Genomic DNA, 26,025 nt, shown 5'->3' with positions numbered 1-26,025 from the left:
AGCACTATGATCCAGAAAAATTGGCAGGAACTGATCAAGCCGAACAAGATCGAGTTCTCGTCGAAGAAGAAGACGCTGACCACGCTGGTCGCCGAGCCGCTCGAGCGCGGCTTCGGCCTCACCCTCGGCAACGCGCTGCGCCGCGTGCTTCTGTCTTCGCTGCGTGGCGCGGCTGTGACCGCCGTGCAGATCGACGGCGTTCTGCATGAATTCTCGTCCATCGCCGGCGTGCGCGAGGACGTGACCGACATCGTGTTGAACATCAAGGAAATCGCCATCCGCATGGAAGGCGATGGCCCCAAGCGCATGGTCGTGCGCAAGCAGGGACCGGGCGCGGTTCTCGCCGGCGACATCCAGACGGTCGGCGACGTCGAGATCCTCAATCCCGACCACGTCATCTGCACGCTGGACGAAGGCGCTGAGATCCGCATGGAATTCACCGTCGACACCGGCAAGGGCTATGTGCCGGCCGACCGCAACCGCGCCGAAGACGCGCCGATAGGGCTGATCCCGGTCGACAGCCTGTATTCGCCGGTCAAGAAGGTCTCCTACAAGGTCGAGAACACCCGTGAGGGGCAGGTTCTCGATTATGACAAGCTGACCATGACCATCGAGACCGATGGTTCGATCTCGGGCGAGGACGCGGTGGCCTTCGCCGCTCGCATCCTGCAGGACCAGCTCGGCCTGTTCGTCAATTTCGACGAGCCGCAGAAGGAAGTCGCTGCCGAACAGGTTACCGAGCTTGCCTTCAACCCGGCGCTGCTCAAGAAGGTCGACGAACTCGAGCTTTCGGTGCGTTCGGCCAACTGCCTGAAGAACGACAACATCGTCTATATCGGCGATCTAATCCAGAAGACCGAAGCCGAGATGCTGCGCACCCCGAACTTCGGCCGCAAGTCGCTGAACGAGATCAAGGAAGTCCTGGCGGCGATGGGCCTGCATCTCGGCATGGAAGTGCCGGACTGGCCGCCGGAAAACATCGAAGACCTCGCCAAGCGTTACGAAGATCAATACTGAGGCTCAGGCCTCTTGAACCCGCAATGAAGGAGAAGAGCCATGCGCCACGGATTTAAAGGCCGCCGGTTCGCCCGCAGCATAAGCCATCGCAAGTCGATGTTTGCCAACCTTGCCGTGTCGCTTATCGAGCACGAGCAGATCCTCACCACGCTGCCGAAGGCGAAGGATCTGCGTCCGATCGTCGAGAAGCTGGTGACGCTCGGCAAGCGCGGCGACCTGCACGCCCGCCGCCAAGTGATTGCCCAGATCGGCAATGAGGGCGTCGTCAAGCGTCTGTTCGACACAATCGCGCCACGTTACGCCACTCGCAATGGCGGCTATCTGCGCATCATGAAGGCCGGCTTCCGTCACGGTGACAATGCCGCAATGGCCGTCATCGAATTCGTCGACCGCGACACCTCGGCCAAAGGCGCCGGCGACCGCGCCCGCATCGAGGCCGAAGGCACCGAAGAGGAAGCCGCAGCCGCATAAGCTTCGGTTTTGCTGAGAAGTTCAAAGGGGCCTGCGGGCCCCTTTTCGTTTGGGCGATATGTGTTGCCTAACAAGGGCAAGGTACTCGTTTCCGGTCAGAACTTTCCAGTCGAGTTCTATTCTCCTCTGCTCGGAACTTGGATGTCGGTATGAGTAGATGCTGTCGACCACCGTTCTCCGGTCGATATCACTGATGATCTGCGCGACGGATGTTTTGCTCAGATATCGTTCGATTTCGCCGTTCTCGATAAAGTCGATATCGACGCGAAAAAAAATATGGACAAGGCCAGCGCAGAGATCCAGCGTGAACTCCCAGTCTGAAAATTTGGCATAGAAAATCTTCACCTCGTCCGGGGCCCACAAGCCAGCTTCCAGGAATTCCGAGGGCTTCGTTCTGCCATTGAGCCCTTCCATCGAAAGGACGAACTGGTCCGTTATGCGTTCGGTCTTGCCGCGAATTGCATGCACATGTTCGATCTGAAACCAATCCAGCTCATGTGGCGGGTCTTTGTCGAATGAGGCCTCAAGCGTTCCGTAAAACCAGTATTCGGGCACCGCCTCAGCATACTCGGTTAGCCAGTCGTCCGGCGCACCAAGCACTTTGGCAATTTCGATCATCTTCATTCCGGGGTACACGGGCCCCAAAGTGCCGGTCTTCAAAAAATCACGGAATGAAACGAGCTGTTTTTTCATGAGCGTTGACGCGGCTTTCGGGGTCACGTCGACCTATAACTGCTTTGCCGCGCAAAATAATCGGATTTCAGCGGCTTAGCCTTTCATTTTGCACAATCGTCAGGACAATGGCGCCCGACTTGGAGGATTCGGAATGCGCGTTAAACGGCTGTCCCTTGTTCTGATCTGCGCCTTGATGGCGCTGGCCGTCGTGCCGGCGGCCAGGCACGCGCTGGCGGAGGAGACCAAGCCAGATCCCGGTCTGTCCGACGTGCTGACCGATCTGCTGCATGGCGTCGAAGGCGAAAACGCCACCTCCGGCCCCGACAAGCGCGTGCCGTTCGGCCGCGAGGAGGTGCAGCTGTCCTTCGCGCCGCTGGTCAAGCAGACGGCCCCGGCCGTGGTCAATGTCTACGCCTCGCAAACCGCCAAGGTGACGTCGCCCTTTGATGGCGATCCGTTCTTCGAGGAGTTCTTCGGCCGCTCGCAGCCGCGCGCGCAGTCTTCGCTCGGTTCGGGGGTGCTGGTCGATCCGACCGGCGTCGTGGTCACCAATTTCCACGTCGTCAAGGACGCCGACCAGGTCAAGGTCGCGACCGCCGACGGGCGCGAATTCGACAGCAAGGTGCTGCTCAAGGATGAGACGCTCGACCTCGCCGTGCTCAAGATTTCTTCCGACAAGCCGTTCCCGGTGATCGCCATTGGCGATTCCGACGCGCTCGAGGTCGGCGACCTGGTGCTGGCGATCGGCAATCCGTTCGGTGTCGGCCAGACCACCACCAGCGGCATCATTTCGGCTGTGGCGCGCAGCCATATCGGCGTCTCCGATTCCAGCTTCTTCATCCAGACCGACGCCGCCATCAACCCGGGCAATTCCGGTGGCGCGCTGGTCAACATGGGTGGTCAACTGATCGGCATCAACACTGCGATCTATAGCCGTAGCGGCGGCTCGATCGGTATCGGCTTTGCCATCCCTTCGAACATGGTTCGCGCCTTCGCCGATGCGGCCAAGGCCGGGCTCGACTTCTTCGAGCGGCCGTATGTCGGTGCCGAGTTCGAGGCGGTGACGCCGCAGATTGCCGAATCGCTCGGCATGGACAAACCGGCCGGCTCGCTGGTTTCTTCGGTCGAAGAGGCAGGACCCGCTGCCAAGGCAGGGCTCAAGCCTGGTGACGTGGTGCTGTCGCTCAACGGCAAGCCGGTCGAGAGCGTCGGGGCGCTGGACTACCGGATGGCGACGCTGTCGATCGGTACGAATGCCAGCTTCGGCGTTCTGAGCAAGGGTCAGCAGGCGACGATGGACATCGCGCTGGAACGGCCGCCTGAGGGCGCCAAAGCTGCGGAGCTCACATTGCGCGGCCGTAGCCCGTTTTCCGGTGCCAGGGTTGCCGAACTATCGCCACGGCTTGCCCAGCGGCTTGGTCTGCGCACCGATGTCAAAGGCGTCACCGTCGTCGATATCAACCGCGATTCGCCCGCTGCCGATTTTGGTTTCCAGCCGGGCGACATCGTGCGTGAGGTCAATGGCCTGACGATCGACAAGGCGGCGACCCTGGAACAGATAGCCCAGCAGGATACACGCTGGTGGCGCTTTACCGTCGAGCGCGGCGGGCAGATACTGCGCCAGGTGTTGCGTTACTAAGCCCGACGTAAGCATGGTCGGGCTCCAGGCAGAAGAAGTTGCATGGCCGATCTGTTCAGTGTCGATGAACCGGAAAAGACGCCGCCCGGCAGGCCGCTGGCCGACCGTCTGCGCCCGAAGAACCTCGGCGAGGTCGTCGGCCAGGAGCATCTGACCGGTCCCGACGGCGCGCTGACGCGGCTGATCGGCTCCGGCTCGCTCGGCTCGATGATCTTCTGGGGCCCGCCCGGCACCGGCAAGACCACGGTCGCACGGCTGCTTGCCGGCGAGACAAGCCTCGCTTTCGAACAGATCTCGGCCGTGTTTTCCGGCGTTGCCGACCTGAAGAAAGTGTTCGAGGCAGCGAAGCTGCGCCGCTCCAACGGCCGCCAGACACTGCTGTTCGTCGACGAGATCCATCGCTTCAACCGCGCCCAGCAGGACAGTTTTCTGCCCGTGATGGAAGACGGCACCGTCGTGCTGGTCGGCGCCACCACGGAGAACCCGTCCTTCGAGCTTAACGCCGCGCTGCTGTCGCGCGCACGCGTCCTGGTCTTTCACTCGCTCGGCGAGGACAGCATCGCCAAGCTCCTGGCGCGGGCCGAGGAGGCAGAGGGCAGGGCGCTGCCGCTCGATGACGAGGCGCGGGCGATGCTCATCCGCATGAGCGACGGCGACGGCCGCGCGGCGCTGACACTGGCTGAAGAGGTCTGGCGTGCCGCCAAATCAGGTGAGGTGTTTGGCGCCGAGGCGTTACAGCGCATCGTCCAGCGCCGCGCGCCGATCTACGACAAGGGCCAGGACGGCCATTACAATTTGATCTCCGCCTTGCACAAATCGGTGCGCGGCTCCGACCCCGACGCAGCACTCTACTATCTGGCTCGCATGTTCGACGCCGGCGAGGATCCGCTCTATCTCGGGCGCCGGTTGGTGCGCATGGCGATGGAGGATGTCGGGCTGGCCGACCCGCAGGCACTCGTCGTCGCCAACGCCGCCAAGGAAGCCTACGACTATCTGGGCTCGCCCGAGGGCGAACTGGCCTTCGCCGAGGCTACCGTCTATCTCGCTACCGCGCCGAAATCCAATGCAGTCTATACCGCATTCAAGGCCGCCACACAGGCGGCCAAGGAATTCGGTTCGCTGCTGCCGCCCAAGCACATTCTCAATGCGCCGACCAAGCTGATGAAACAGGAAGATTACGGCGCCGGCTATCGCTACGACCACGACGAGCCCGACGCTTTTTCCGGCCAGGACTATTTTCCTGAGAAGATGGGAAGGCAGACATTCTACGATCCGCCCGAGCGCGGCTTCGAGCGCGATATCAGGAAGCGGCTGGACTATTGGGCGAAGCTGCGCAGCGAGCGGGAAAAGTAGCTGCCAGTCGCACACTGGTGTGATCGCCGTTGTCTGATGGGATAAAAAACCCTATCAAGATGCGCCTTCGGCCGGCGGCAGGCCAGAAACGTACCGACGATATTCAGAACGGAATCGCGCCTGGCGCGTGGAAAAATGACAAAAAAATCCCGCAAAACCCTTCGGAAGTTCGCCATAGCCATTCCGCTGCTGGCGCTCGGCTTCTATGTCATTCCCATTCTGACGACGATTTTCATCGTCCTCGGCCTGATCGACGTGTTGCGCAACGACAACAAGAATTGGGCGCTGTTCAGTGGTTATTTCCTGGGCAACGGCATCTTCACCTGGCTGCTTTCGCCCTTCAATCTGCTGGTGGATCTGCTGTGCTATAGAAACCGCGGTGTCTGGAAATTGGACCAGTTTCCTCCGGACTACCAGCGCGAGGTCAACGAGGTCCTGGATGTCTTCAAGGCACGCAAGGACGAGATCATCGCCGACATCGACGCCAATTTCGGCAGCGGCCGGCGCGGCATGTATGTCTATCAGTGGTATGGCAAGCACAAAATAGACAACGTCGCCGAATTCAACAAGGATTTCAAATACATCAAGACGATTGCCGTCTCTGTGTTCAGCGGCAGGGAATCGACTTCCTGGCACTTTGGCCCGCTCCGGCTCAGCCTGCGCATTCTCTACAACCTCATCCCGGTGAAATCGGAAGTGTTCGTCCAGTGTGGCAGCGCCAAGAATTACTGGCACGAGAACCCGCTGTTCATCTTCGACGACACGCTGCTTCATCGCTCGGTCAACGAGTATGACGGGCGCCGCTACTGCGTGTTCATGGACATCATTCGCCCATCGCCGTTTCCCGGTCTGATCTCGACGCTCCTCGCCATTGTTTCGGTCAGCGTCGAGCGCATCAATGCCATGTTCTACAAGAACTGGAAGATGATCGCCTCCAACAAGCCGAAGAAGGTCGGAGCTGCCTGACACCGTAGCGTAACTGGCGCGAGGGAGCACGATGTATCATCTGTTGCTTGTCTGTCTTGGTGGCGCGATCGGTGCAATGGCCCGCTTCTTCCTGTCCGGCTTCGTCGCCCGCCGGGTCGGCGAGACCTTTCCTTGGGGCACGATGGTCGTCAATGTGTCGGGGGCGTTTGCAATCGGCGTCGTTGCGCATGCCGTGGCGCGCGACGGCATGCCTGCCCTTTGGGCCTTTGTCGTCACCGGCGGCCTCGGCTGCTACACCACGGTCTCTTCATTCAGCCTGCAGACGCTGGCGCTGGCGCGTGAGGGCGAATGGCTGCGCGCCGGCGGAAATGTGCTGCTTTCGGTTTTCCTGAGCCTCGGCGGCGTGACGCTGGGCTTTGCCGCGGGAAGTCTTCTGATTGGCAGCGGGGCGCCATGAGCGGCCCGCAGAAGCTCCGCTCCGACGGGAGGATGGCGGGGCGTGCGGCGCGCCTCATTGGCTGGCGCCGAACGAGCCAAACGGTTCGTATCTATGCGACCGTGGCCGCTGGCAGCATGATCGGCGGCGTGCTGCGGGCGCTCGCCTCATTGGCGAGCATCGCCTGGTGGGGCACTGGATTTCCCTTCGGCACGCTCCTCGTCAACATTGTCGGCTCATTCCTCATCGGCTTCTATGCGACATTGACGGGACCGGATGGTCGCGTCTTCGCCAGTCCGCTGCAGCGCCAGTTCTTCATGGCCGGCTTCTGCGGTGGCCTGACGACCTTCTCCGCTTTCAGCCTTGAAACACTCACCCTCGCGCAAAGCGGGAAGCTTGTGGCGGCGGCACTCAATATCGCGATCTCCGTGATGGCCTGGCTTGCCGCCGTCTGGCTTGGCCACATCTTTGCAGTGCGCCTCAACCGGCTGAGAGGATCCTGGCAATGAAGATACCACCACAGGCACAATTGCTGCGCATATTTATCGGCGAAAACGACAGGGCAGATGGCCGTCCGCTGTATGAGGTCATCGTGCTGAAGGCCCGCGAAATGCAGATTGCCGGCGCGACCGTCCTGCGCGGGGCGATGGGATTTGGCCATTCCAGCCGACTTCACACCACGAAGATCCTCCGTCTCTCGGAGGATCTTCCCCTTGTCATCGAGATCGTCGACGACGAGGAAAAATTGGCCGCTTTTCTGCCCGTGCTTGAAACAATCATGACAAGTGGCTTGATCACGCTGGAGAAAGTTCAGGTTCTGCAATATGGAACCGACAACGAATAACCGAGTGAGATTGCGGGTGCCGGCGAATGCCGTTGCATGTTCGCAAAACGGCGATTGGAATCATGGCAGGCGTTGAACAGATCACAGTGGATACCGGCGAGGCGGGCATGCGGCTCGACCGCTGGTTCAAGACCCATTTTCCCGGTCTCGGTTTCGGTCATCTGCAGAAGCTGCTGCGTTCCGGCCAGATCCGGGTCGACGGCGGCAGGGTGAAGGCCGATACACGCGTCGAAGCCGGCCAGACGGTGCGTGTGCCGCCGCTCGAAGTGGACAAGAAAGGCGAAAGCCCGCTCACCGGCCATTCGATACGCAACCAGGGCGATGCCGATGTCTTGGCCAAGATGCTGATCCATGAGGACCCGAAGGTCTTCGTCTTCAACAAGCCGGCCGGCCTAGCGGTTCAGGGCGGTTCGGGCGTTACCCGCAATGTCGACGACATGCTGGAAGCCTGGCGCAACCAGAAGGGCGAGAAGCCGCGCCTGGTGCACCGGCTCGACCGCGACACGTCGGGTGTGCTGGTTGTCGCCCGTACAAGGCTCGCCGCCATGAAGCTCGCCGAAGCGTTCCGGGCGCGTGAGACGAAGAAAACCTACTGGGCGCTGGTCAAAGGTGTGCCGCCGAAGCGCGAGGACAAGATCTCGACCTGGTTGATCAAGGAACCGACGCCCGACGGCGATCGCGTGCGCATCGCCAAGCATGGCGAAAAGGGTGCCGACCACGCCGTGTCCTACTACCGTGTCATCGAGCAGGCTGCACAGACGATGACCTGGCTGGAGATGGAGCCGTATACCGGCCGCACCCACCAGCTTCGTGTCCATGCCGCGCATATCGGCTGCCCGATCATCGGCGACCCCAAATATTTCGAGGCCGACACCAATTGGGATTTTCCCGGCGGCATGCAGAACCGCCTGCATCTGCACGCCCGCCGCATCGTCATCCCGCATCCCGATAAGGGGTTTGTCGACGTCACCGCGCCGATGCCGCCGCACATGCGCCAGAGCTGGAACCTGATCGGCTTCGACGACGCAAGCGCGGAGGACTAGGGCCGGTGGGCGTCGCCACAGATACGCTCGACCGCCGTGACGCGGTCGATCTGGCGGCCGCCGCCATCATGGTCGGGCTGACCTTTTCCTGGGGCCTGAACTACGTCGCCGCCAAGATCTCCTATGCCGGCTACGATCCCGTTTTCCTATCGATCGCCCGCTCGGTGATCGGCGGCCTGTGTGTTTTCGGCTGGTGCCGCTGGCGCGGCATCGCGCTGTTCACGCCCGACAAGACTCTCGTCGCCGGCATTCTGGCAGGCGCGCTTTTCGGTCTCGAGTTCCTGTTTCTGTATGTCGGGCTCGAGCACACCACCGTCGTGCGCAACACCTTGCTGGTCAACACCATGCCGTTCTGGATGCTGGTCGGCGGCCATTTCCTGCTGGACGAAAGCATCACGGCACGCAAGCTCGTTGGGCTTCTGCTCGCTTTCGCCGGGCTGGTCGCGGTGTTTTCCGACAAACTGAGCGCTAATGGTGGCGAGACGTTGAGCGGCGACCTGCTCAGTCTCGGCGCCGGCATTCTGTGGGCCGTGACCAACATTGTCATCAAGCGGTCGAAACTGGTGGAGGCCAGCGCCGAAAAGCTGCTGCTCTATCAGCTGGCCGGTGCCGCCGCCGTCGGCATTTTGGTGATGCCCTTTGCCGGGCCGCCGGTCCGCAGCTTTACCCTTCTGCCGACCTTGGCTCTGCTGTTCCAGGCCGTCTACGTCGTCGCCTTCACCTATGTGCTGTGGTTCTGGCTGCTGCGGCGCTACCCTGCATCTGGACTGTCGAGCTTCACCTTCCTGTCGCCGGTCTTCGGCGTGCTCTGCGGCGCCGTGTTCTTGAACGAGCCGTTGACCGTTCGTATCTTCCTGGCACTCGGCCTCATCGCCGCCGGTCTTATCATCGTCAACCGGCCGGCCCGAAAACAAAGCCCCGGATGAGCATGCGCGATATATTGAACGACCTCGAAGCGGGAAAGCAGCTCTCCGATCCGGATCCGGTACGCCGTGCCCAAATCCAGATGAAGACGCACCTGCCGAAACGCTTCTACAAAGCCGTCTCGGTCTCGCCGGTCGAAGATGGTTTTGCCGTCCATCTCGATGGCAAACCCGTCCGTACGCCGGCCAAGGCGCTGCTGGCGCTGCCGACCGAAAAGGCGGCCGCTCTCGTCGCCGAGGAATTCGCCGCACAAGAGGAGACCATCGACCCGGTGACGATGCCGGTGATGCGTCTGGTCAACACCGCAATCGATGGCGTCGCCAGTGATCCCCAGGCGGTGCTGGAGGACATCCTGCGCTTCGCCTCATCCGATCTGCTCTGCTACCGCGCCGATGCACCACAGGGGCTGGTAGACCGGCAGAACCAACATTGGGATCCGGTCATCGACTGGGCGCGCAGCGCGCTCGGCGCCCGGTTCCATCTCGCCGAAGGGGTGATCCATGTCGAGCAGTCGCGCGAGAGTATCGCGCTGCTTGGGCAGCATCTTGCCCAGCGTGCCGATCCGCTGCGCCTTGCCGCCATCCACGTCATGACCTCGCTGACCGGATCGGCGCTGCTGGCGCTGGCTGTCGATTTCGGCGAGCTAGACGGCGAGGCGGCTTGGGCTGCCGGTCATCTCGACGAGGACTGGCAGGCCGAGCAATGGGGCCATGATGCCGAGGCCGTCGCGCGCCGCGCTGCCCGCAAGCGCGACATGATGGCGGCAGCCGGACTGCTCGAAGCTCTCAAAGGCTGACGGCACCGCCTTCTATTTCGCACTGCACATTAGACCAAAGTCATAATCCCAAAGGCGGTCTGCCTCCGGGCACTGCTTTCTGTCATTTTTTGCACCGATGGCTGCACTGAGTCTGCGTTCCGAGGAAACGCGGACGATGACGTGCAGCATCGAGGACTGACGGAATCACACGGGAGGATACACTCATGGCAATGGCATCGACCGCCGGCAAAACAAGCCGCGGCATGACGCGCGAGGAGAAGAAGGTCATCTTCGCTTCCTCGCTCGGCACCATTTTCGAATGGTATGATTTCTATCTCTACGGTGCATTGGCGGCCGCGATCGGCACGGCATTCTTCAACTCCTATCCGGAAACAACGAGAAATATCTTCGTGCTTCTGGCGTTTGCCGCAGGCTTCATCGTTCGCCCGCTCGGTGCCCTGGTGTTCGGCCGTATCGGCGATCTCGTCGGCCGCAAGTACACATTTCTTGTCACCATCATGATCATGGGTCTGTCGACCTTCCTGGTCGGCCTGCTTCCCGGCTCCGCCAGTTGGGGCATTGCCGCGCCGATCATGCTGATTGCGCTCCGTCTGCTGCAGGGTCTGGCGCTTGGCGGCGAATATGGCGGCGCCGCGACCTACGTCGCCGAGCACGCTCCAGATGACCGCCGTGGCTTCTACACCTCATGGATCCAGACCACCGCAACGCTCGGCCTGTTCCTGTCGCTGATCGTGATTCTGATTGTGCAGAATTCCCTCAGCAAGGAAGATTTCACAGCTTGGGGCTGGCGCATTCCGTTCCTGGTTTCCGCGGTCCTGCTCGCCATCTCGGTCTGGATTCGCCTGTCACTTGCCGAGTCTCCGACCTTCCAGCGTATGAAGGCCGAGGGCAAAGGCTCCAAGGCACCCCTGTCCGAAGCCTTCGGCCAGTGGAAAAACGCCAAGATCGCATTGCTGGCACTGCTTGGCCTTACCGCTGGCCAGGCCGTGGTCTGGTACAACGGCCAGTTCTACGCGCTGTTCTTCCTGCAGAACGTGCTCAAGGTCGATCCGCAGTCGGTCAACATCATGATCGCGATCGCGCTGGCGCTTGGCACCATCTTCTTCGTCGTGTTCGGCTGGCTCTCCGACAAGATCGGCCGCAAACCGATCATCATGGCGGGTTTGGCGCTGGCGATCGTCACCACCTTTCCACTGTTCAAGGCACTGACCCGCGCCGCTAATCCCACTCTAGCTACCGCGCAGGAAAATGTTCGAGCAACCGTCACCGCGGCACCGGGCGACTGCAGTTTCCAGTTCAATCTTACCGGAACATGGAAATTCACCAGCTCGTGCGATGTGGCCACGGCATTCCTTGCGAAGAGTTCCGTGCCATACGATGTGGTCACGACAGCCGCGCCCGGAACTGCTGCAACGGTCAAGATCGGCAACGAAACGGCTGAAGCCTATGACGCGGTCGCGGCTGGCGACCAGTTGAAGGCCAAGGAGACAGCCTTCGGCAAGGCAATCAATATCGCCTTACAGGATGGAGGTTATCCTCTAAAGCGTGCGGCATCGAAAGTGGCCGACCAGAAGCTCGACGCTTTTGTGGCTGCCAATCCCGAGCTTAAACTCGATGCCACCGCGATTCGTGCCGGCGAAAAAACGACCGTCCCGACAGACAAGGCAGTCGCGGACAAGATCCTGACCAAGGAAGAAGCGGCTGGCGCAACCGAGGTGACAGTCTACAACATTCCCGCGTCCGGCGCATTTGCCATGTTCGCGGATCCGGCACAGATCAACTGGCCGCTGACTATCGGCATCCTGTTCATCCTGGTTCTGTACGTGACCATGGTTTACGGGCCGATCGCTGCGATCCTGGTCGAGATGTTCCCGACCCGAATCCGGTACACCGGCATGTCGCTGCCTTACCATATTGGCAATGGCTGGTTTGGCGGTTTACTGCCGGTGACCGTCTTCGCGCTGAGCGCGGCTAAGGGCAACATCTACTACGGCCTCTGGTATCCGGTCGCCGTTGCAGCGATGTCGCTGATCATCGGCATGATCTTCGTAAGGGATACGCTCGGAACGGACCTGCATACCAAGCAATAGCCGGCCTGTCCCGGTTCAAAGCAAGGCCCGGCGCGAGCGATCGCGCCGGGCTTTTTCAATTTATCGAGTGCAGGGCTTAGCTCTTCCGATCCTGTTTCGCTTCCTCGATCGCTGCCTCATGATACCAGGCACTTCCGAAATCCGTGCGGTTGCGCAAAGAAGCAAGTTCTGCCGCGAACTTAGCCTTTCCGCTTAAATTTGAGGCAGGCACGCGCGCTGCCACCGGGAACATCAGGATTTTGGCCGACTGACGAGTGGAAGTGATTTCCATTGTCGGTTTCCTTTCTTCGACAGAACCTAGCCGATTCAACCTTTCCCCAAGATAGGTTCAGCAATCGAATTAGGCAATATGATTATAAAAAGATCAATAGTTGCACATTATTTATGCAAACTATGCTTGTGAGTGATCCCAGCGCACCATTGCAGCGGCCCGGCAATTTTGCGCCGATGCGACCTCACTTTTGCCGCATCCGTCGCCGGCGAGAATGGCACACGAATTGCATTTTAGTAATCCGGCAGGTCGGCTGCTGGATAGGCCGGCTCGCCCCGGCGCCATCCAGGGTTCGGTGATCAAGCAACGAGAGGCTAGAATGACGAAATACAAGCTCGAGTACATTTGGCTCGATGGATACACCCCGGTTCCCAATCTCCGCGGAAAGACGCAGGTCAAGGACTATGCCGAGTTTCCGACGCTCGACCAGCTTCCGCTGTGGGGCTTCGACGGTTCTTCGACCATGCAGGCCGAGGGCCACAGCTCCGACTGCGTTTTGAAGCCGGTTGCCGTTTATCCGGATCCCGCCCGCACCAATGGCGCGCTCGTCATGTGCGAGGTCATGATGCCGGACGGCGTGACGCCGCATACGTCCAACAAGCGCGCCACCATTCTCGACGACGAGGGCGCCTGGTTCGGCTTCGAGCAGGAATATTTCTTCTACAAGGACGGCCGTCCGCTCGGCTTCCCCGAGAGTGGCTATCCGGCGCCGCAAGGCCCGTACTACACCGGCGTCGGCTACAGCAATGTTGGCTCCGTCGCCAGGCAGATCGTCGAGGAGCATCTTGACCTTTGCCTTGCCGCCGGCATCAACCATGAAGGCATCAACGCCGAGGTGGCCAAGGGCCAGTGGGAATTCCAGATCTTCGGCAAGGGCTCCAAAAAGGCCGCCGACCAGATGTGGATGGCGCGCTATTTGTTGCAGCGCCTGACCGAGAAGTACGGCATCGATATCGAATATCACTGCAAGCCGCTCGGCGACACCGACTGGAACGGCTCCGGCATGCATGCCAACTTCTCGACCGCCTATATGCGCGAAGTCGGCGGCAAGGGTTATTTCGAGGCGCTGATGGCGGCCTTCGACAAAAACCTGATGGATCACATCGCCGTCTACGGTCCGGACAACGACAAGCGTTTGACCGGCAAGCACGAGACCGCGCCGTGGAACAGGTTCAGCTATGGCATCGCCGACCGCGGCGCCTCGATCCGCGTGCCGCACTCCTTCATCAACAACGGCTACAAGGGCTATCTCGAGGATCGCCGTCCGAACTCGCAGGGCGACCCCTACCAGATCGCCTCGCAGATATTGAAGACGATCGCCTCCGTCCCGACCAGCGCCGAGGTTTCGGCCGCGGCTTGAGCATTCGTCCCGGCGTAGACCTCAGGCCTGCGCCGAGACTTTCTCTCCGATCGCATCGCAATAAAAAAACCCCGGCGTCTCCGCCGGGGTTTTTTGTTGGCTGCAACGATCCGGATCAGACCGAATAGTACATATCGTATTCGACCGGATGCGGGGTCATTTCGAAGCGCATCACCTCGGCCATCTTAAGCTCGATGTAGCTGTCGATCTGGTCGTCGTCGAAGACGCCGCCGGCCTTCAGGAAGCCGCGGTCCTTGTCGAGGCTCTGCAGGGCTTCGCGCAGCGAGCCGCAGACGGTCGGGATCTTCTTCAATTCCTTCGGCGGAAGGTCGTAGAGATCCTTGTCCATCGGCTGTCCCGGGTGGATCTTGTTCTTGATGCCGTCGAGGCCGGCCATCAGCATGGCGGCGAAGGCAAGATAGGGGTTCGCGCCCGGATCGGGGAAGCGGACCTCGACGCGCTTGGCCTTCGGCGACGAGCCGAACGGAATACGGCACGAGGCCGAGCGGTTGCGTGCCGAATAGGCGAGCAGCACCGGCGCTTCATAGCCGGGTACCAGGCGCTTGTAGGAGTTGGTCAGCGGGTTGGTGAAGGCGTTGATCGCCTTGGCATGCTTGATGATACCACCGATGTAGAACAGGCAGCTCTCGGACAGGCCGGCATATTCGTTGCCGGCGAAGGTCGGCTTGCCTTCCTTCCAGATCGACTGGTGGACGTGCATGCCAGAGCCATTGTCGCCGAATACCGGCTTCGGCATGAAAGTGGCCGTCTTGCCGTAGGCGTTGGCGACCTGGTGCACGACATATTTATAGATCAGCATCTTGTCGGCGTTGCGGACCAGCGTGTCGAACTTGATGCCGAGCTCGTGCTGGGCGGCGGCCACTTCGTGATGGTGCTTTTCAACGCGCACGCCCATCTCGGCGAGCACGGTGAGCATTTCCGAGCGCATGTCCTGCGCCGAATCGACCGGCGGCACCGGGAAATAACCGCCCTTGATGCGCGGCCGGTGACCGAGGTTGCCGGTCTCGTAGTCGGTATCGTCATTGGACGGCAATTCGGTCGAATCCAGCCTGAAGCCGGTATTGTAGGGGTCGGCCTTATACTTGACATCGTCGAAGACGAAGAACTCGGCTTCCGGGCCGACGAAGATCTGGTCGCCGATGCCTTCGGCCTTCATGTAGGCCTCGGCTTTCTTGGCGGTGCCGCGCGGATCGCGGTTGTAGGATTCCCCCGAGATCGGATCGAGGATGTCGCACAGGATGACCATGGTCGACTGCGCGAAGAACGGGTCCATATGCACCGTATCGGAATCCGGCATCAGCACCATGTCGGACTCGTTGATCGCCTTCCAGCCGGCGATCGAGGAACCATCGAACATGACGCCATCGGCAAACATGTCTTCCTCGACCTCGACGACATCCATCGTAACGTGCTGCAGTTTGCCCTTCGGATCGGTGAAGCGCAGATCGACGAACTTAACGTCGTTGTCCTTGATCTGCTTCATGATGTCTTTGGCTGTCGTCATGTCCCTGCTTCCCTATGTGATGACGTTTTGAACATGGCCTTTTAACGGGAAAATTCAGACGGCGTCCATGCCGGTTTCGCCGGTGCGAATGCGCACCACTTCCTCGATATTGGAGACGAAGATCTTACCGTCGCCGATGCGGCCGGTCTGGGCCGCCTTGCGGATGGCTTCGATCGCGGCTTCGACCGCATCGTCGCCGAGCACGACTTCGATTTTCACCTTCGGCAGGAAGTCGACGACATATTCGGCGCCGCGATAAAGCTCGGTATGGCCCTTCTGGCGGCCAAACCCTTTGGCCTCGGTAACGGTGATACCTTGCAGGCCGGCCTCCTGAAGCGCTTCCTTCACTTCGTCTAGCTTGAACGGCTTGATGATCGCTTCGATCTTTTTCATGTAAAAAGTGGCCTCCACTGCCAAAAAAGACGGGTTGTGAGCCCCGCTTGCGCCTCAATCAAGCACGAACTGTGCCAATTGATGGGGCGCCGAACGGCCTCACATGATTTGGATACCATGCCACGCGGGAATGTACATTCGCGTCATTCGCAGCGTTGGATGCGCCATGAATGCCGCGAGCCTACACACCGCCGGTCCTGCCGTCCGCACAAAAATTGGGCAGATCGGCTATTTCATGGGCAGCTGCGCGCCGTCGTCCCGAACGATGTACGCCGCCAAATTGCTTGGGGACCTTCGTTGTTTGCGTCGGATCAAAAACTGGACAATGCTTGGGGAAATGATGTGCATGTCGCCCGCATGAGCAATGAGCTTCTGTCTCCGTCCGACATGGCCGAGGCCGACCGGCTGGCGATTGCCGCTGGTCCATTCGACGGCATCGGCCTGATGCGCAATGCCGGTGCTGCGGTTGCTGCCGTAGTACTCAAGCGCTACCCGAACGCAACGCGCGTCCACGTGCTTTGCGGCCCCGGCAACAATGGCGGCGACGGCTATGTCGTGGCGCGGTTGTTGGCAGAGGCCGGGATGAAGGTCGCCGTTTGGGCCGAAGGCAAGCAGAAAGCGGGGAGCGATGCGGCGTTGGCGGCCGAAGCTTGCGACCTGCCGGTGAACCATATTGCCCATTGTTATCCAGAAGCGGGTGAAGTGGTCGTGGACGCGCTCTACGGTGCAGGTCTGTCGAAGGATATTTCCCTACATGCGTCAGCCGTCTCGGGCCGCAGCGCAGCGGAGAAAGTGCCAGTCGTCTCAATCGACCTGCCATCCGGCGTGTCGGGCGAGAGCGGATTGACCAATGCCTATTTCGACGCTGCGGTGACTGTGACCTTCGTGCGGAAAAAGCCAGGCCATCTACTGATGCCAGGACGCAGTATGTGCGGCGAAATCATTGTCGCTGATATCGGGATTCCGGATGGGATCGTCGACCAACTCAAGATCAAGACGTTCGAGAACACGCCGGACCTCTGGCTACGATGGGAGTTTCCGAGAACGTCTGCCGATACGCACAAATACAAACGCGGCCAAGTCGGCGTTTTTTCGGGCGGGCCGAATGCGACTGGTGCGGCAAGATTGTCAGCGATGGCCGCGGCCAGAAGCGGAGCAGGGGCAGTGACCGTGCTTTCGCCTAGCGATGCCATGCAGGTGAACGCCGCGCATCTGACCTCGATCATGCTGCGTGCGGTAGATACGGTGGCGGACGCAGGCGAGTTCATCAACGAAAGGCAGCATACTGCGTTCGTTCTCGGCCCCGGATTCGGAGTCGGCGAAAAAGCCCGCGACTTCGCCTTGCGGTTGCTCGAGCAGGACGAGGTCTATGATTTCAAACGCATGGGCCTGTTTGGAGGCATTGTGCTTGATGCCGATGGCCTGACTTCGTTTCGCGACGCTCCAGATGTTCTCTTTGAAGCAGCACATCGAACCTTCGCACCAAGTCTGGTGCTGACGCCGCATGAAGGCGAATTCGCCAGGCTTTTTCCCGACATTGCCAAATCGAAGAAGCAGTCAAAGCTCGCCAAGGCCCGCGCCGCCGCAGCGCGTGCCAATGCAGTCATTGTCTACAAGGGCGCCGACTCGGTGATCGCGGCGCCGGACGGCCGGGCGGCGATCAACGCCAACGGCGCGCCCTGGCTGGCAACAGCCGGGTCAGGCGATGTTCTGGCGGGCATCGTTGCCGCGCTGCTGGCGCAGGGGATGCGGGCTTTCCAGGCCGCCTGCGCCGCGGTCTGGATCCATGCCGAGGCCGGCAGGCGCTTCGGTCCAGGGTTGATCGCTGAGGATTTGCCGCTGGCTCTGGTGCCGGTGTTGCGCGAATTGGTCGAGAGCCAACCGGACCTTCTATGAGACGCCTTGCTCTCCTTCTCACCACGCTTGTCATGGCCGCTTTGACGACACTGTCGGCGAATGCCGCTGAGCAGCCGGTGACCATCGTCGATGATCCAGCGGTGCTTGCTGCTCTCGATGCCAAGGGCTTTGGCCTCGCCGGCATTTTCGGCGTCGATGGCAAGGGCGATTTGAAGACGCTTTACGACAAGGCGCCGGCCTATCACGCGATCATCGAAACGATTGCAAGCGACGTCGCAGCATTGCGGGCCGAGATGAAGGCCGGCGGTCGGCCGCTCTACGAGGTGACCGACGGCAATGTTGGCCGTGTCATGGACATGCGCTGGCTGAGGACCGATGCCGCGCGCTTTCGCCTCGTCGGCATCGTCAACCGGCTCGACCGGCGCGACTTCGCCGCGCTGCAAGGCGATACGAGTTGCGGCGAAGTGCGCTTCGTCTATCGCTTATCCTATAGTTTCAAGAAAAACGGCAAGGTTCTGGCCTCGCGCCTGCCGTTCAATTTCAGTGCCGTCTACAATGCCGCGCCGGATGCCGACGGCGGCTGTGTCGGCGTCGCCGGACGCTGGGCACCACAGCTCGACGAGAACGTCGATGCCGGCTGGCTGATCGGTGGGCCGCTGGACAGGGCCGCGCTCACCTTCAAGCAGCTTGAGCTCAATGCGCAAGTGGTGCGCTTCCCCTCCGGCCAAGAGACCGAATTCGGCGGGCAGGCTGCCTATCTCATGCGTATCTTCGGCATCGATGGCGCGGCTGCCAGCGACAAGCCGTTGGAAAACACGCCCGATGCTGCACGCCTTGCCGAAGACGTCGCGCTGAAAGCAAGACTTGCGGACTATGTCCGCACCAGTGTCGCGGCGGTCGATCTCGGCGTCTACCAAATCCCCGATGAATTCTTGGCAAGGAAGGTCATTTCGTGGTCGACCTTCGGCAGTGCGAGGCAGGCCAACCACCTGTTCACGCCACTGTTCCAGTCCGCGGATTTCGCTGGTGTCGATTTCTCTGCGCTGAAGCTGGTGCGCACGCCGGAGGCACTGGTCGAGCGGCTGGACAACGGCGCCTGCCAGGGCTGCCATCAGGCGGGCTCGACCGCCGGCTTCCATTTCATCGGCCTGGACGACAAGACGACCTCGCCGCTCAACCGCATCGAGGTCGGCATCTCCCCGCATCTCCACGCCGACATCCCGCGCCGCGTCGCCTGGCTGCGCGCGACTGCCGACGGCAAGGAACCGAACCGCTTTCGCCCGTTATCGTTCGCGCCGCCGGCGACATGGAACGATGCCGGCGAAATCGCCTATTCGCCGGCCGAGATGGCGATGCCTTGCCTGATGCCACAGGATGCGGCCCGCTTCGGCGCGACATGGCAATGCGGTGCCGGCACCGTCTGCACGCCGTTGACCACCGCGTCCGGCGTGCGCACCAAGCTGGCGCAATGCCTGTTGCCCAAGGACAGCGAAGACATGTTTTCCGGCCACCCTTGTTTAACGGGATCCATCGCCAGCAACCCGGCACAGCCTTTCAATGACCGCTATACCATCACCGGTCAGTTCGCGGCGTTCGCGCCAGGCATTTCGCGCGTCGCCTACACCTGCCGACCGCCGAAGATCGGTGTGCCGGCGGGTATCGCCTATCGCGGCTGCGACGACCGGGATCGCAGCTTTGCCGCCTTCAAGACGGGCAAGCCGATGCCGAACGAGATTTGCGGGCTGGTTGGCGGCAAGAAATTCGACACCTGCGTGGCGACCAATAATTTCGACCAGTGCCTGGGCGGCGCCGTCAATCGCGGCAATCGTCCTGCCTGCTCGGCCGACCATTTCTGCCGCGAGGATTACATGTGCCAGTCGCTGCCGCCCGACATTCCCGGTATCGGCAAGGTGAAAGGCATCGGCTTCTGCTCGCCGACTTATTTTATCTTCCAGATGCGCATCGACAATCACGCCACGCCATGGTCGGGCGCTGTCCGCGCGACGAGGGGGGCCGGGTTCGGAGCGGCGGAAGCGGAATAGCCTGCGCCGACTGGGCATTAGCCGCTATAGCTTCAGGTGGATAGCTATCGATCGAGATAGTCGGCGATCTTCGATGTCCATTCGCCGTCGAAATGGCGGACATGTTCGGCGACGATCTCATCGCTCAGCAGGCTCGACAAGGCGGAAACCAGAACTGGTTCTATCTCTGGAGCCGAGCTAAATCCAAGAGCAATCAGACGTTCGGACCAGGGCGGATGGTCCGCACTTTCGTTATCTCGCGCGTCCCACGCCTTTTTGAGCATACTCCTGCAGAATGGGAAGTCTCGACAAGTGAGCGGCGGCCGCCAGGACCCTTTCGAGTGGTGGACGGGGCGGAGCCATGGCGCCAAGCAGTTCACGCTGGAGCGGGCTATAGACTTGATCATCGAAGAACGCACTGGCGGCACCGATCAGAAGCAGGGCGCGGGCCGCATCATGTGCGTCGCCGGACGTCGCTGCATGGCGATCTGCGTCAATTTCCGCTCGTCGCGACAACCGTATTTCTTCGCGCTCCAGAGTGCGCGACAGCGGACCAAGCATCCAGTAGAACAGGCTGCCTGAAACGGTTTTCCCCGGAGGAGCGAAGTCGAAGATTAGATCGAAGCTTTTCTCGAGTTCGGCCAGGTTGAGTCCGCCATTTGTATCTTTGTTTTTCAGATGGGCGTCCTCATGAGCCAAGATCGCCGCAAATGCCTTTTGGTCGGTCGCTGCGAGCAATGGCAGGCCGATGGTGAGAATCGGCCTGCGACCAAGCAAGCCTAGAAACGGCCGCTCTTCACCGACGCTGGCGTTGAGATCGTCGCTCAGGATGATCCTCGTTCGGCTGGCGCGGTGTTTGCCGGCAATACTCTCCCAGACAGCCCACAGCTTCGGGGCTGATTCCCGAGTAATCCCCTTGACCTTGCTGGGTCGAAAACCGGCGAACAATGTTCCGATCAACAGAACGATGGCCAGCATCGCGGCCGGGATTGCAACAGCACCAGTCGCGATGACGGCGAGCGGATGCCAATCGAGGAGCCAGAACCACAGGACTATTGGGCAGAACAGCGGGAGAGCGAAGAGCAGGATGGCAAATCTGCCGAAACGCGCTCCCATGTAGAGGACCAGGCGCGACATCAGCCCCTCACAGCGGGATGTTGTCGTGTTTCTTCCAAGGGTTTTGCATATCCTTGTTGCGCAGCATCCTGAGCGCGCGGGCGATGCGGCGGCGGGTCGAATGCGGCATGATCACCTCGTCGACATAGCCGCGCTCGGCGGCAACGAAGGGCGATAGAAAGCGATCCTCGTAAGCCTTTGTGTGTGCTGCAATTTTCTCCGCGTCGCCGATGTCCTTGCGATAGATGATCTCGACCGCGCCCCTGGCGCCCATCACCGCAATCTGCGCCGTTGGCCAGGCATAGTTCATATCGCCGCGCAGATGTTTTGACGCCATGACATCATAGGCGCCGCCATAGGCCTTTCTGGTGATGACGGTGATCTTTGGCACGGTCGCTTCGGCATAGGCGAACAGAAGCTTGGCGCCGTGCTTGATCAACCCGCCATATTCCTGCGCGGTGCCGGGCTGGATGCCCGGCACGTCGACGAAGGTGACGATCGGGATCGAGAAGCAGTCGCAGAAGCGCACGAAACGCGCGGCCTTGCGGCTGGCATCCGAATCGAGCACGCCGGCCAGCACCATCGGCTGGTTGGCCACGAAGCCGACTGTGCGGCCTTCGACACGGCCGAAGCCGGTGACGATGTTTTTCGCAAAATTCTGCTGGATCTCGAAGAAGTCACCCTCGTCGGAAACTTTAAGGATCAACTCTTTGATGTCGTAAGGTTTGTTGGCATTGTCGGGAATCAGCCGGTCGAGCGACAGATCGTGATCGGTGACCGATTGGTAGCATTCGATCTCGGGAATTTCCGCCGTGTTGGAGGCGGGCAGCAGATCGACCAGCCGGCGCATCTGCAGCAGCGCCTCGACGTCATTGTCGTAGGCTCCGTCGGCGATCGAGGACTTCGTCGTGTGGACGGAAGCGCCGCCGAGGCTTTCGGCGGTGACCGTCTCATTGGTGACGGTCTTCACCACATCCGGGCCGGTGACGAACATATAGGAGGTGTCGCGGACCATGAAGATGAAGTCGGTCATCGCCGGCGAATAGACGTCGCCGCCGGCGCAAGGGCCCATGATCAGTGAAATCTGCGGAATGACGCCGGAGGCCAGTACATTGCGCTGGAAGATCTCGGCATAGCCGCCGAGGGCCGCCACGCCTTCCTGGATGCGGGCGCCGCCGGCGTCGTAGAGGCCGATGATCGGCGCGCGGTTGCGCAGTGCCATCTCCTGCACCTTGACCACCTTTTCGGCATGCGCCTCGGACAGCGAGCCGCCGAACACGGTGAAATCCTTGGCGAAAAGATAGACCGGGCGACCGTTGACGGTGCCCCAGCCGGTAACGACGCCGTCGCCGGCGATCTTGGTTTTCTCCATGCCGAAATCGGTCGAGCGGTGCTCGACATACATGTCGAACTCCTCGAACGAGCCCTCGTCGAGAAAGACGTCTATGCGTTCGCGGGCGGTCAGCTTGCCCTTCTTGTGCTGGGCGTCGATGCGGGCCTGGCCGCCGCCCATGCGAGCGACCTCGCGGCGGCGCTCGAGTTCCTTCAGCACGTCCTTCATGACCGGTCCCCGAAACGGAAAGCTTGATTGTGGTAATCATGCCTGGGGGAGAGCGCAAGCGCCGCTTCCTAATGGCTTTTGCTGCGCTGCAGCATCAGGCCCCTTGCATTTCGATGCGAACTGGGCCATATGCGGCGGCATAGGCGCTTGGGCCGGGATAATCCGGCCTTCTCGATGAATGAGACTGGTTGCGTCTGTTTTCCCTCTTCCCGACATATCGGCAAGGTGGCGAAAAAGCCCCGTGGCATGATGCCTGCGGGCACGACAGCGCTGCCGTGCGGACGATAACGTCCGCCCGCCTTGTCGTTTCATGACAATTTTCGACGGCAGGTTGCGCCCTGCCGCCATTGATGTTTGCGGCCAGGAGCCGCATGAAAGAAGAATATTTTGACCAATGAAAACACTTTGACCGGTAAGGACGCTGGGGAACTGAACGGTTTCGCCGCACTTGGAATTACCGGCGCACTGCTCAAGGCCACGAATGCCGCCGGCTTTACCGATCCGAAGCCGATCCAGGCCCAGGCGATCCCGCCGCAGCTCGAAGGCCGCGACATTTTCGGCATCGCCCAGACCGGCTCGGGCAAGACGGCGGCGTTCGCGCTGCCGATCCTGTCGAAGATCATCGCACTTGGCACCAAGCGCCGGCCGAAGACAGCCCGCGCACTGATCCTGGCGCCGACGCGCGAACTCGCCGTGCAGATCGAGGAGATGATCAAGCTGCTTGCCAAGGGCGCGCATGTCTCGACAGCGCTGGTGCTTGGCGGCGTCTCGCGCTTCAGCCAGGTGAAGAAGGTTGCGCCCGGCGTCGACATCCTGATCGCAACGCCAGGTCGGCTGACCGACCTGGTGCGTGAAGGCGACCTCGTGCTTGCCGACACCAAATGGCTGGTGCTCGATGAAGGCGACCGCATGCTCGACATGGGCTTCATCAACGACGTCAAGCGCATCGCCAGGGCGACGGCGCCGGACCGTCAGACGGTGCTGTTCTCGGCAACCATGCCGGCCGAAATCGCCGAACTGGCGAAAGGCCTGCTGAAGAACCCGATTCGCGTCGAAGTCGCTCCTCACAGCACCGCGGCCGCCGAGATCGTGCAGGGCGTCGTCTTTGCCCGCACCAAGCAGAAGCGTCAGGTGCTGGCCAACATGCTTGCCGACGAGGCGATGAAGTCCGTCATCATCTTTTCGCGCACCAAGCATGGCGCCGACAGGGTGACAAAGGATCTCGAGCGTGACGGCTTCAAGGCCGCCGTCATCCACGGCAACAAGTCGCAGAACGCTCGCCAGAAGGCACTCAACGATTTCCGCGAGGGTTCGGTGCGCATTCTCGTGGCGACCGACATTGCGGCACGCGGCATCGACGTGCCGGGCATTAGCCATGTGGTGAATTTCGACCTGCCGGACGAGGCGGAGAGCTATGTCCACCGCATCGGCCGCACCGGCCGCAACGGCATGGACGGCATCGCCATCACGCTCTGCGACCCGTCCGAAAACAGCAAGCTGCGCCAGGTCGAGCGCATCATCCGCACCAAGCTGCCGATCGTTGCCGACCATCTCGGCAGCCCCGATCCGCAGCGCAATCCCGCCGAGAAGAACGAGCGCAGTTTCGAACCGGCCAATGATCGCAACGACCACAATGGCCGTCGCGACGGCAGGCGGCCCGGCGGCGCAAACAACGGCTTCGGCAAGAAGCGGTTCGGCGACAAGCCAGCCTTTGCGGGCGAGCGCAAGCCGGAAGGCGCCAAGCCCTTCAAGGGCAACAACAAGCGCCGCTTCGGCGGTAAGCGGCCGGCAGCGCGGGCCGCATAACCTGACCGTGTTGCGGTCGGCCAAGCTTGGCTTGGTCACTCACGATTGAAAAGGGCGACCGGAGTGATGCTCCGGTCGCCCTTTTGCTTTGAGGCCTTTGGTTTACTTCACCACCGCCTCGACCCACACGACAATCCGCTGCGCCAGGAAAGCCGTGGTCGATGGCGACAGCGCGTCACCCGCAATCACGTGGTTGTCGGGGTCGCCGGTATCGTCGACCGGCACCAATTCATGTGCGGCGCCCCAGCGAGCGGCGATTTCGCGGGTGCGATCTGGTCGTACCACCTTGTCCGAATCCGAAAAGATGAACAGGGCAGGGATGGACGTCTTCTCCACCGGCGCGCCGTAGGCAAGCTCTGTCAGCGCCGCCATCGGCAATGTCGCGGCGATCGGGTAGCGGTAGGTCCAGAACCTTTCATGCAGAGCGTTGCGCGGCACGAAGCCACGCTCCTTGCCGGCGACGAGCTCGGCGATCTGTCTGCCCCACGGTAGGGTCAGCAATTCGGCGCCGGAACCCTTGACGCCGAAATTCGGCGAGATGAATGCGATCGCCGCGACGCTGTTCGATGCGCTTGGCTGCGTCGCAGCCCACGCCGCCAGCGAGCCGCCTGTCGAGGTGCCTATGACGATCACCTTGTCGCCGATCGCCCGGCCGACGGCGAGCGCTTCCTCGTAGTCGTTGATCCAGGCGCTGACGCTGCCTTGCGTCATCGCGGCGCCGTCCTGTCCATGCCCCGTCAGGCGCGTGTAGAAAAGATTGGCGTCAAGCTGGTCGGCCACCTCGTCGGGCAATGGACGAATCTCGCCCTTCGACGCAGAAAAACCGTGGATGTAAACGATCGCGAATGGCGTCTTGGCATGGACCATCGGGTCGGCCCAGATGATTTCCTTGTCCAGCCCGTCGCGGATGCCGGGCACGGCCGCCTCCTGGCGCGCCAGATAGGCCTGCGGATCGTCGCCGATTGCTGAGGGATCGAAACGGATTGTGGTTACGACGAGGACGCGCGGACCAAGCGCCAAGGCCAGGACAAGGATGAGGACGAGACCCAGCACCGCAAACATCATCCGTCGCCCCATCACGGATCCTATTCGACCGGTGGCTTGCGGTCGAAATTCAACGGCCGCGCATTCCAGCGGGTGACCGTGCTGATCACCCATCGGCAGAACGGCCTTGGCAGTATTCTGAGCAGCTTCAGTGTCCAGCTCAGGCGGCGTGGGAAAGTGACTTCGAAGCCGCCACATTCGATGCCTCGCGCGATGCGGCGCGAGGCCAGATTGACCGGCATCAAGCCCGGCATCGGCAGGAAGTTCTTCTCGGTCAGCCGCGTGTCGACAAAGCCCGGATTCATCACCTGGATGCGGACGTTCATCTTGTCGAAATCGTATTTCAGCGACTCGGCCAAGATATTGACTGCCGCCTTGGTGCCGCCATAGGCGGCGGTGGTGGGCCAGCCGAAATAGGCGGTGACCGAACCGATCAGCACGACATGGCCGCGCGAGCGCACGCGCATGCGTTCGATGACGGGCAGCAGGCCATTGATGATGCCGAAATAATTGACTTCGAAAGACCGACGAAAATTGCGCGCGACAAGATCCTCGCCCGGCGTTGCGATATAGCTTCCCGCGTTGAACACTGCCAACACGATCGGACCGAGATCTTTCTCGATCGTTGCAACCGTCTTTGCCATGCGTTTTTCGTCGGTCACGTCGCAGGGAAAGGCTACGACACGGCCCGCCACCTGCGCCGTTTCGACGATGAGCGTATCGATCGGATGGTCATCGGGCGCAGTCACCGCGACGACATAGCCCTGAGCGGCAAGATCCTTGGCCAGCGAACGGCCGATACCGCTGCTGCCGCCCGTAATCCAGGCGACGCCATGCTTCGGATTGGCCCGATAGAGTGTCATGCTGCGCCCCG

At 61.2% G+C, this 26,025-nt stretch carries 24 protein-coding genes; 16 read left to right on the top strand and 8 right to left on the bottom strand.

The annotated features are described in order from the left end of the window. Positions 1 to 6: 6 nt before the first annotated feature. Entirely contained in the window at positions 7 to 1,017 is a 1,011-nt protein-coding gene (locus tag NKH05_RS30175; protein ID WP_023675128.1) for a DNA-directed RNA polymerase subunit alpha, read from the top strand. Between the two features lie 39 nt (positions 1,018 to 1,056). Further along, positions 1,057 to 1,488, top strand: coding sequence for a 50S ribosomal protein L17 (rplQ, locus tag NKH05_RS30170; protein WP_023675127.1), 432 nt, complete (start codon positions 1,057 to 1,059; stop codon positions 1,486 to 1,488). 21 nt (positions 1,489 to 1,509) lie between these two features. Here the strand turns inward: rplQ and NKH05_RS30165 are convergent, their stop codons facing one another. Further along, positions 1,510 to 2,208 carry a hypothetical protein gene (locus tag NKH05_RS30165; RefSeq protein ID WP_352894840.1) on the bottom strand — a complete coding sequence of 233 codons (699 nt, stop codon included), beginning with the start codon at positions 2,206 to 2,208 and terminating at the stop codon, positions 1,510 to 1,512. A gap of 106 nt (positions 2,209 to 2,314) precedes the next feature. On the opposite strand from NKH05_RS30165, the gene NKH05_RS30160 reads away from it, so the two are divergent. The 10 genes from NKH05_RS30160 (at position 2,315) to NKH05_RS30115 (ending at position 12,197) form a co-directional block, all read left to right on the top strand. After that, a complete protein-coding gene (locus tag NKH05_RS30160) occupies positions 2,315 to 3,802 on the top strand; it encodes a DegQ family serine endoprotease (RefSeq protein WP_023717525.1) in 1,488 nt (495 codons plus the stop codon). 42 nt (positions 3,803 to 3,844) lie between these two features. Further along, complete coding sequence (locus tag NKH05_RS30155; RefSeq protein ID WP_353026791.1) at positions 3,845 to 5,155, top strand: replication-associated recombination protein A; 1,311 nt, start codon at positions 3,845 to 3,847, stop codon at positions 5,153 to 5,155. Positions 5,156 to 5,290: 135 nt separating this feature from the next. Further along, the gene (locus NKH05_RS30150) at positions 5,291 to 6,121 is read left to right on the top strand and encodes an aspartyl/asparaginyl beta-hydroxylase domain-containing protein (protein WP_352857840.1); all 831 of its coding nucleotides are present in this window, start codon (positions 5,291 to 5,293) and stop codon (positions 6,119 to 6,121) included. Between the two features lie 31 nt (positions 6,122 to 6,152). Continuing rightward, positions 6,153 to 6,539 (top strand): fluoride efflux transporter CrcB, encoded by a 387-nt coding sequence (gene crcB, locus NKH05_RS30145; protein ID WP_031193553.1) that lies wholly within the window; start codon positions 6,153 to 6,155, stop codon positions 6,537 to 6,539. After that, positions 6,536 to 7,027, top strand: coding sequence for a fluoride efflux transporter CrcB (gene crcB / locus NKH05_RS30140; RefSeq protein WP_502905058.1), 492 nt, complete (start codon positions 6,536 to 6,538; stop codon positions 7,025 to 7,027). The genes crcB (NKH05_RS30145) and crcB (NKH05_RS30140) overlap by 4 nt, the downstream gene beginning before the upstream one ends. Further along, entirely contained in the window at positions 7,024 to 7,362 is a 339-nt protein-coding gene (locus tag NKH05_RS30135; protein ID WP_023717530.1) for a DUF190 domain-containing protein, read from the top strand. The genes crcB (NKH05_RS30140) and NKH05_RS30135 overlap by 4 nt, the downstream gene beginning before the upstream one ends. A gap of 62 nt (positions 7,363 to 7,424) precedes the next feature. Beyond that, positions 7,425 to 8,405 (top strand): RluA family pseudouridine synthase, encoded by a 981-nt coding sequence (locus NKH05_RS30130; protein WP_023717531.1) that lies wholly within the window; start codon positions 7,425 to 7,427, stop codon positions 8,403 to 8,405. A 68-nt stretch (positions 8,406 to 8,473) separates the two neighbouring features. Further along, on the top strand, positions 8,474 to 9,331 hold the full coding sequence (locus NKH05_RS30125; protein WP_084642491.1) for a DMT family transporter: 858 nt from the start codon (positions 8,474 to 8,476) through the stop codon (positions 9,329 to 9,331). A 2-nt stretch (positions 9,332 to 9,333) separates the two neighbouring features. Further along, complete coding sequence (locus tag NKH05_RS30120; RefSeq protein ID WP_352857841.1) at positions 9,334 to 10,125, top strand: ATP12 family chaperone protein; 792 nt, start codon at positions 9,334 to 9,336, stop codon at positions 10,123 to 10,125. Positions 10,126 to 10,310: 185 nt separating this feature from the next. After that, positions 10,311 to 12,197 carry an MFS transporter gene (locus tag NKH05_RS30115; protein WP_352815515.1) on the top strand — a complete coding sequence of 629 codons (1,887 nt, stop codon included), beginning with the start codon at positions 10,311 to 10,313 and terminating at the stop codon, positions 12,195 to 12,197. Between the two features lie 76 nt (positions 12,198 to 12,273). Here NKH05_RS30115 and NKH05_RS30110 read toward each other — a convergent pair whose 3' ends face one another. Next, positions 12,274 to 12,468, bottom strand: coding sequence for a DUF2735 domain-containing protein (locus NKH05_RS30110; RefSeq protein WP_352496326.1), 195 nt, complete (start codon positions 12,466 to 12,468; stop codon positions 12,274 to 12,276). Between the two features lie 319 nt (positions 12,469 to 12,787). Here NKH05_RS30110 and NKH05_RS30105 point away from each other — a divergent pair, with 319 nt between their 5' ends. Next, a complete protein-coding gene (locus NKH05_RS30105; RefSeq protein WP_352708843.1) occupies positions 12,788 to 13,828 on the top strand; it encodes a glutamine synthetase beta-grasp domain-containing protein in 1,041 nt (346 codons plus the stop codon). Between the two features lie 115 nt (positions 13,829 to 13,943). Here NKH05_RS30105 and glnA read toward each other — a convergent pair whose 3' ends face one another. Both glnA and NKH05_RS30095 read right to left on the bottom strand, forming a co-directional pair. Next, on the bottom strand, positions 13,944 to 15,353 hold the full coding sequence (glnA, locus tag NKH05_RS30100) for a type I glutamate--ammonia ligase (protein ID WP_023675115.1): 1,410 nt from the start codon (positions 15,351 to 15,353) through the stop codon (positions 13,944 to 13,946). 54 nt (positions 15,354 to 15,407) lie between these two features. Further along, positions 15,408 to 15,746 (bottom strand): P-II family nitrogen regulator, encoded by a 339-nt coding sequence (locus NKH05_RS30095; RefSeq protein WP_019857988.1) that lies wholly within the window; start codon positions 15,744 to 15,746, stop codon positions 15,408 to 15,410. Between the two features lie 357 nt (positions 15,747 to 16,103). Here NKH05_RS30095 and NKH05_RS30090 point away from each other — a divergent pair, with 357 nt between their 5' ends. Further along, the gene (locus tag NKH05_RS30090; protein ID WP_023675113.1) at positions 16,104 to 17,642 is read left to right on the top strand and encodes a bifunctional ADP-dependent NAD(P)H-hydrate dehydratase/NAD(P)H-hydrate epimerase; all 1,539 of its coding nucleotides are present in this window, start codon (positions 16,104 to 16,106) and stop codon (positions 17,640 to 17,642) included. After that, the gene (locus tag NKH05_RS30085; protein WP_352857843.1) at positions 17,639 to 19,645 is read left to right on the top strand and encodes a hypothetical protein; all 2,007 of its coding nucleotides are present in this window, start codon (positions 17,639 to 17,641) and stop codon (positions 19,643 to 19,645) included. Before NKH05_RS30090 ends, NKH05_RS30085 begins: the two co-directional genes overlap by 4 nt. A 231-nt stretch (positions 19,646 to 19,876) precedes the next feature. Here the strand turns inward: NKH05_RS30085 and NKH05_RS30080 are convergent, their stop codons facing one another. Together NKH05_RS30080 and NKH05_RS30075 are read right to left on the bottom strand one after the other, a co-directional pair. Continuing rightward, positions 19,877 to 20,761, bottom strand: coding sequence for a M48 family metallopeptidase (locus NKH05_RS30080; protein ID WP_023717540.1), 885 nt, complete (start codon positions 20,759 to 20,761; stop codon positions 19,877 to 19,879). Positions 20,762 to 20,768: 7 nt separating this feature from the next. Then, positions 20,769 to 22,301, bottom strand: coding sequence for an acyl-CoA carboxylase subunit beta (locus tag NKH05_RS30075; protein WP_353026786.1), 1,533 nt, complete (start codon positions 22,299 to 22,301; stop codon positions 20,769 to 20,771). A 387-nt stretch (positions 22,302 to 22,688) separates the two neighbouring features. Between NKH05_RS30075 and NKH05_RS30070 the strand changes: the two genes are divergently transcribed. Next, positions 22,689 to 24,107, top strand: coding sequence for a DEAD/DEAH box helicase (locus NKH05_RS30070; RefSeq protein WP_023717542.1), 1,419 nt, complete (start codon positions 22,689 to 22,691; stop codon positions 24,105 to 24,107). Between the two features lie 102 nt (positions 24,108 to 24,209). Here NKH05_RS30070 and NKH05_RS30065 read toward each other — a convergent pair whose 3' ends face one another. Both NKH05_RS30065 and NKH05_RS30060 read right to left on the bottom strand, forming a co-directional pair. Beyond that, entirely contained in the window at positions 24,210 to 25,184 is a 975-nt protein-coding gene (locus tag NKH05_RS30065; RefSeq protein ID WP_352858129.1) for an alpha/beta hydrolase, read from the bottom strand. A gap of 8 nt (positions 25,185 to 25,192) precedes the next feature. Next, positions 25,193 to 26,014: an SDR family NAD(P)-dependent oxidoreductase gene (locus NKH05_RS30060; RefSeq protein ID WP_353026783.1), complete on the bottom strand. Its 822-nt coding sequence runs from the start codon at positions 26,012 to 26,014 to the stop codon at positions 25,193 to 25,195. Between the last annotated feature and the right edge of the window lie 11 nt (positions 26,015 to 26,025).

Origin of the sequence: Mesorhizobium sp. M1399, assembly GCF_040317735.1 — a bacterium.
In the GTDB taxonomy this organism is placed as follows: domain Bacteria; phylum Pseudomonadota; class Alphaproteobacteria; order Rhizobiales; family Rhizobiaceae; genus Mesorhizobium.
The sequence above is the reverse complement of the archived record's forward strand: the minus strand, read 5'-3'. Positions and strand labels throughout refer to the sequence as shown.

What these genes read in the sequence shown, in the direction of transcription:
- NKH05_RS30175 (WP_023675128.1), top strand. Translation starts at nt 7, where the DNA reads ATGATCCAGAAAAATTGGCAGGAACTGATCAAGCCGAACAAGATCGAG.
- NKH05_RS30085 (WP_352857843.1), top strand. Translation starts at nt 17,639, where the DNA reads ATGAGACGCCTTGCTCTCCTTCTCACCACGCTTGTCATGGCCGCTTTG.
- NKH05_RS30080 (WP_023717540.1), bottom strand. Translation starts at nt 20,761, where the DNA reads ATGTCGCGCCTGGTCCTCTACATGGGAGCGCGTTTCGGCAGATTTGCC.
- NKH05_RS30075 (WP_353026786.1), bottom strand. Translation starts at nt 22,301, where the DNA reads ATGAAGGACGTGCTGAAGGAACTCGAGCGCCGCCGCGAGGTCGCTCGC.
- NKH05_RS30155 (WP_353026791.1), top strand. Translation starts at nt 3,845, where the DNA reads ATGGCCGATCTGTTCAGTGTCGATGAACCGGAAAAGACGCCGCCCGGC.
- NKH05_RS30065 (WP_352858129.1), bottom strand. Translation starts at nt 25,184, where the DNA reads ATGGGGCGACGGATGATGTTTGCGGTGCTGGGTCTCGTCCTCATCCTT.
- rplQ (WP_023675127.1), top strand. Translation starts at nt 1,057, where the DNA reads ATGCGCCACGGATTTAAAGGCCGCCGGTTCGCCCGCAGCATAAGCCAT.
- crcB (WP_502905058.1), top strand. Translation starts at nt 6,536, where the DNA reads ATGAGCGGCCCGCAGAAGCTCCGCTCCGACGGGAGGATGGCGGGGCGT.
- NKH05_RS30095 (WP_019857988.1), bottom strand. Translation starts at nt 15,746, where the DNA reads ATGAAAAAGATCGAAGCGATCATCAAGCCGTTCAAGCTAGACGAAGTG.
- NKH05_RS30135 (WP_023717530.1), top strand. Translation starts at nt 7,024, where the DNA reads ATGAAGATACCACCACAGGCACAATTGCTGCGCATATTTATCGGCGAA.
- NKH05_RS30105 (WP_352708843.1), top strand. Translation starts at nt 12,788, where the DNA reads ATGACGAAATACAAGCTCGAGTACATTTGGCTCGATGGATACACCCCG.
- NKH05_RS30130 (WP_023717531.1), top strand. Translation starts at nt 7,425, where the DNA reads ATGGCAGGCGTTGAACAGATCACAGTGGATACCGGCGAGGCGGGCATG.
- NKH05_RS30150 (WP_352857840.1), top strand. Translation starts at nt 5,291, where the DNA reads ATGACAAAAAAATCCCGCAAAACCCTTCGGAAGTTCGCCATAGCCATT.
- glnA (WP_023675115.1), bottom strand. Translation starts at nt 15,353, where the DNA reads ATGACGACAGCCAAAGACATCATGAAGCAGATCAAGGACAACGACGTT.
- NKH05_RS30120 (WP_352857841.1), top strand. Translation starts at nt 9,334, where the DNA reads ATGCGCGATATATTGAACGACCTCGAAGCGGGAAAGCAGCTCTCCGAT.
- NKH05_RS30115 (WP_352815515.1), top strand. Translation starts at nt 10,311, where the DNA reads ATGGCAATGGCATCGACCGCCGGCAAAACAAGCCGCGGCATGACGCGC.
- NKH05_RS30160 (WP_023717525.1), top strand. Translation starts at nt 2,315, where the DNA reads ATGCGCGTTAAACGGCTGTCCCTTGTTCTGATCTGCGCCTTGATGGCG.
- crcB (WP_031193553.1), top strand. Translation starts at nt 6,153, where the DNA reads ATGTATCATCTGTTGCTTGTCTGTCTTGGTGGCGCGATCGGTGCAATG.
- NKH05_RS30125 (WP_084642491.1), top strand. Translation starts at nt 8,474, where the DNA reads ATGGTCGGGCTGACCTTTTCCTGGGGCCTGAACTACGTCGCCGCCAAG.
- NKH05_RS30090 (WP_023675113.1), top strand. Translation starts at nt 16,104, where the DNA reads ATGAGCAATGAGCTTCTGTCTCCGTCCGACATGGCCGAGGCCGACCGG.
- NKH05_RS30060 (WP_353026783.1), bottom strand. Translation starts at nt 26,014, where the DNA reads ATGACACTCTATCGGGCCAATCCGAAGCATGGCGTCGCCTGGATTACG.
- NKH05_RS30110 (WP_352496326.1), bottom strand. Translation starts at nt 12,468, where the DNA reads ATGGAAATCACTTCCACTCGTCAGTCGGCCAAAATCCTGATGTTCCCG.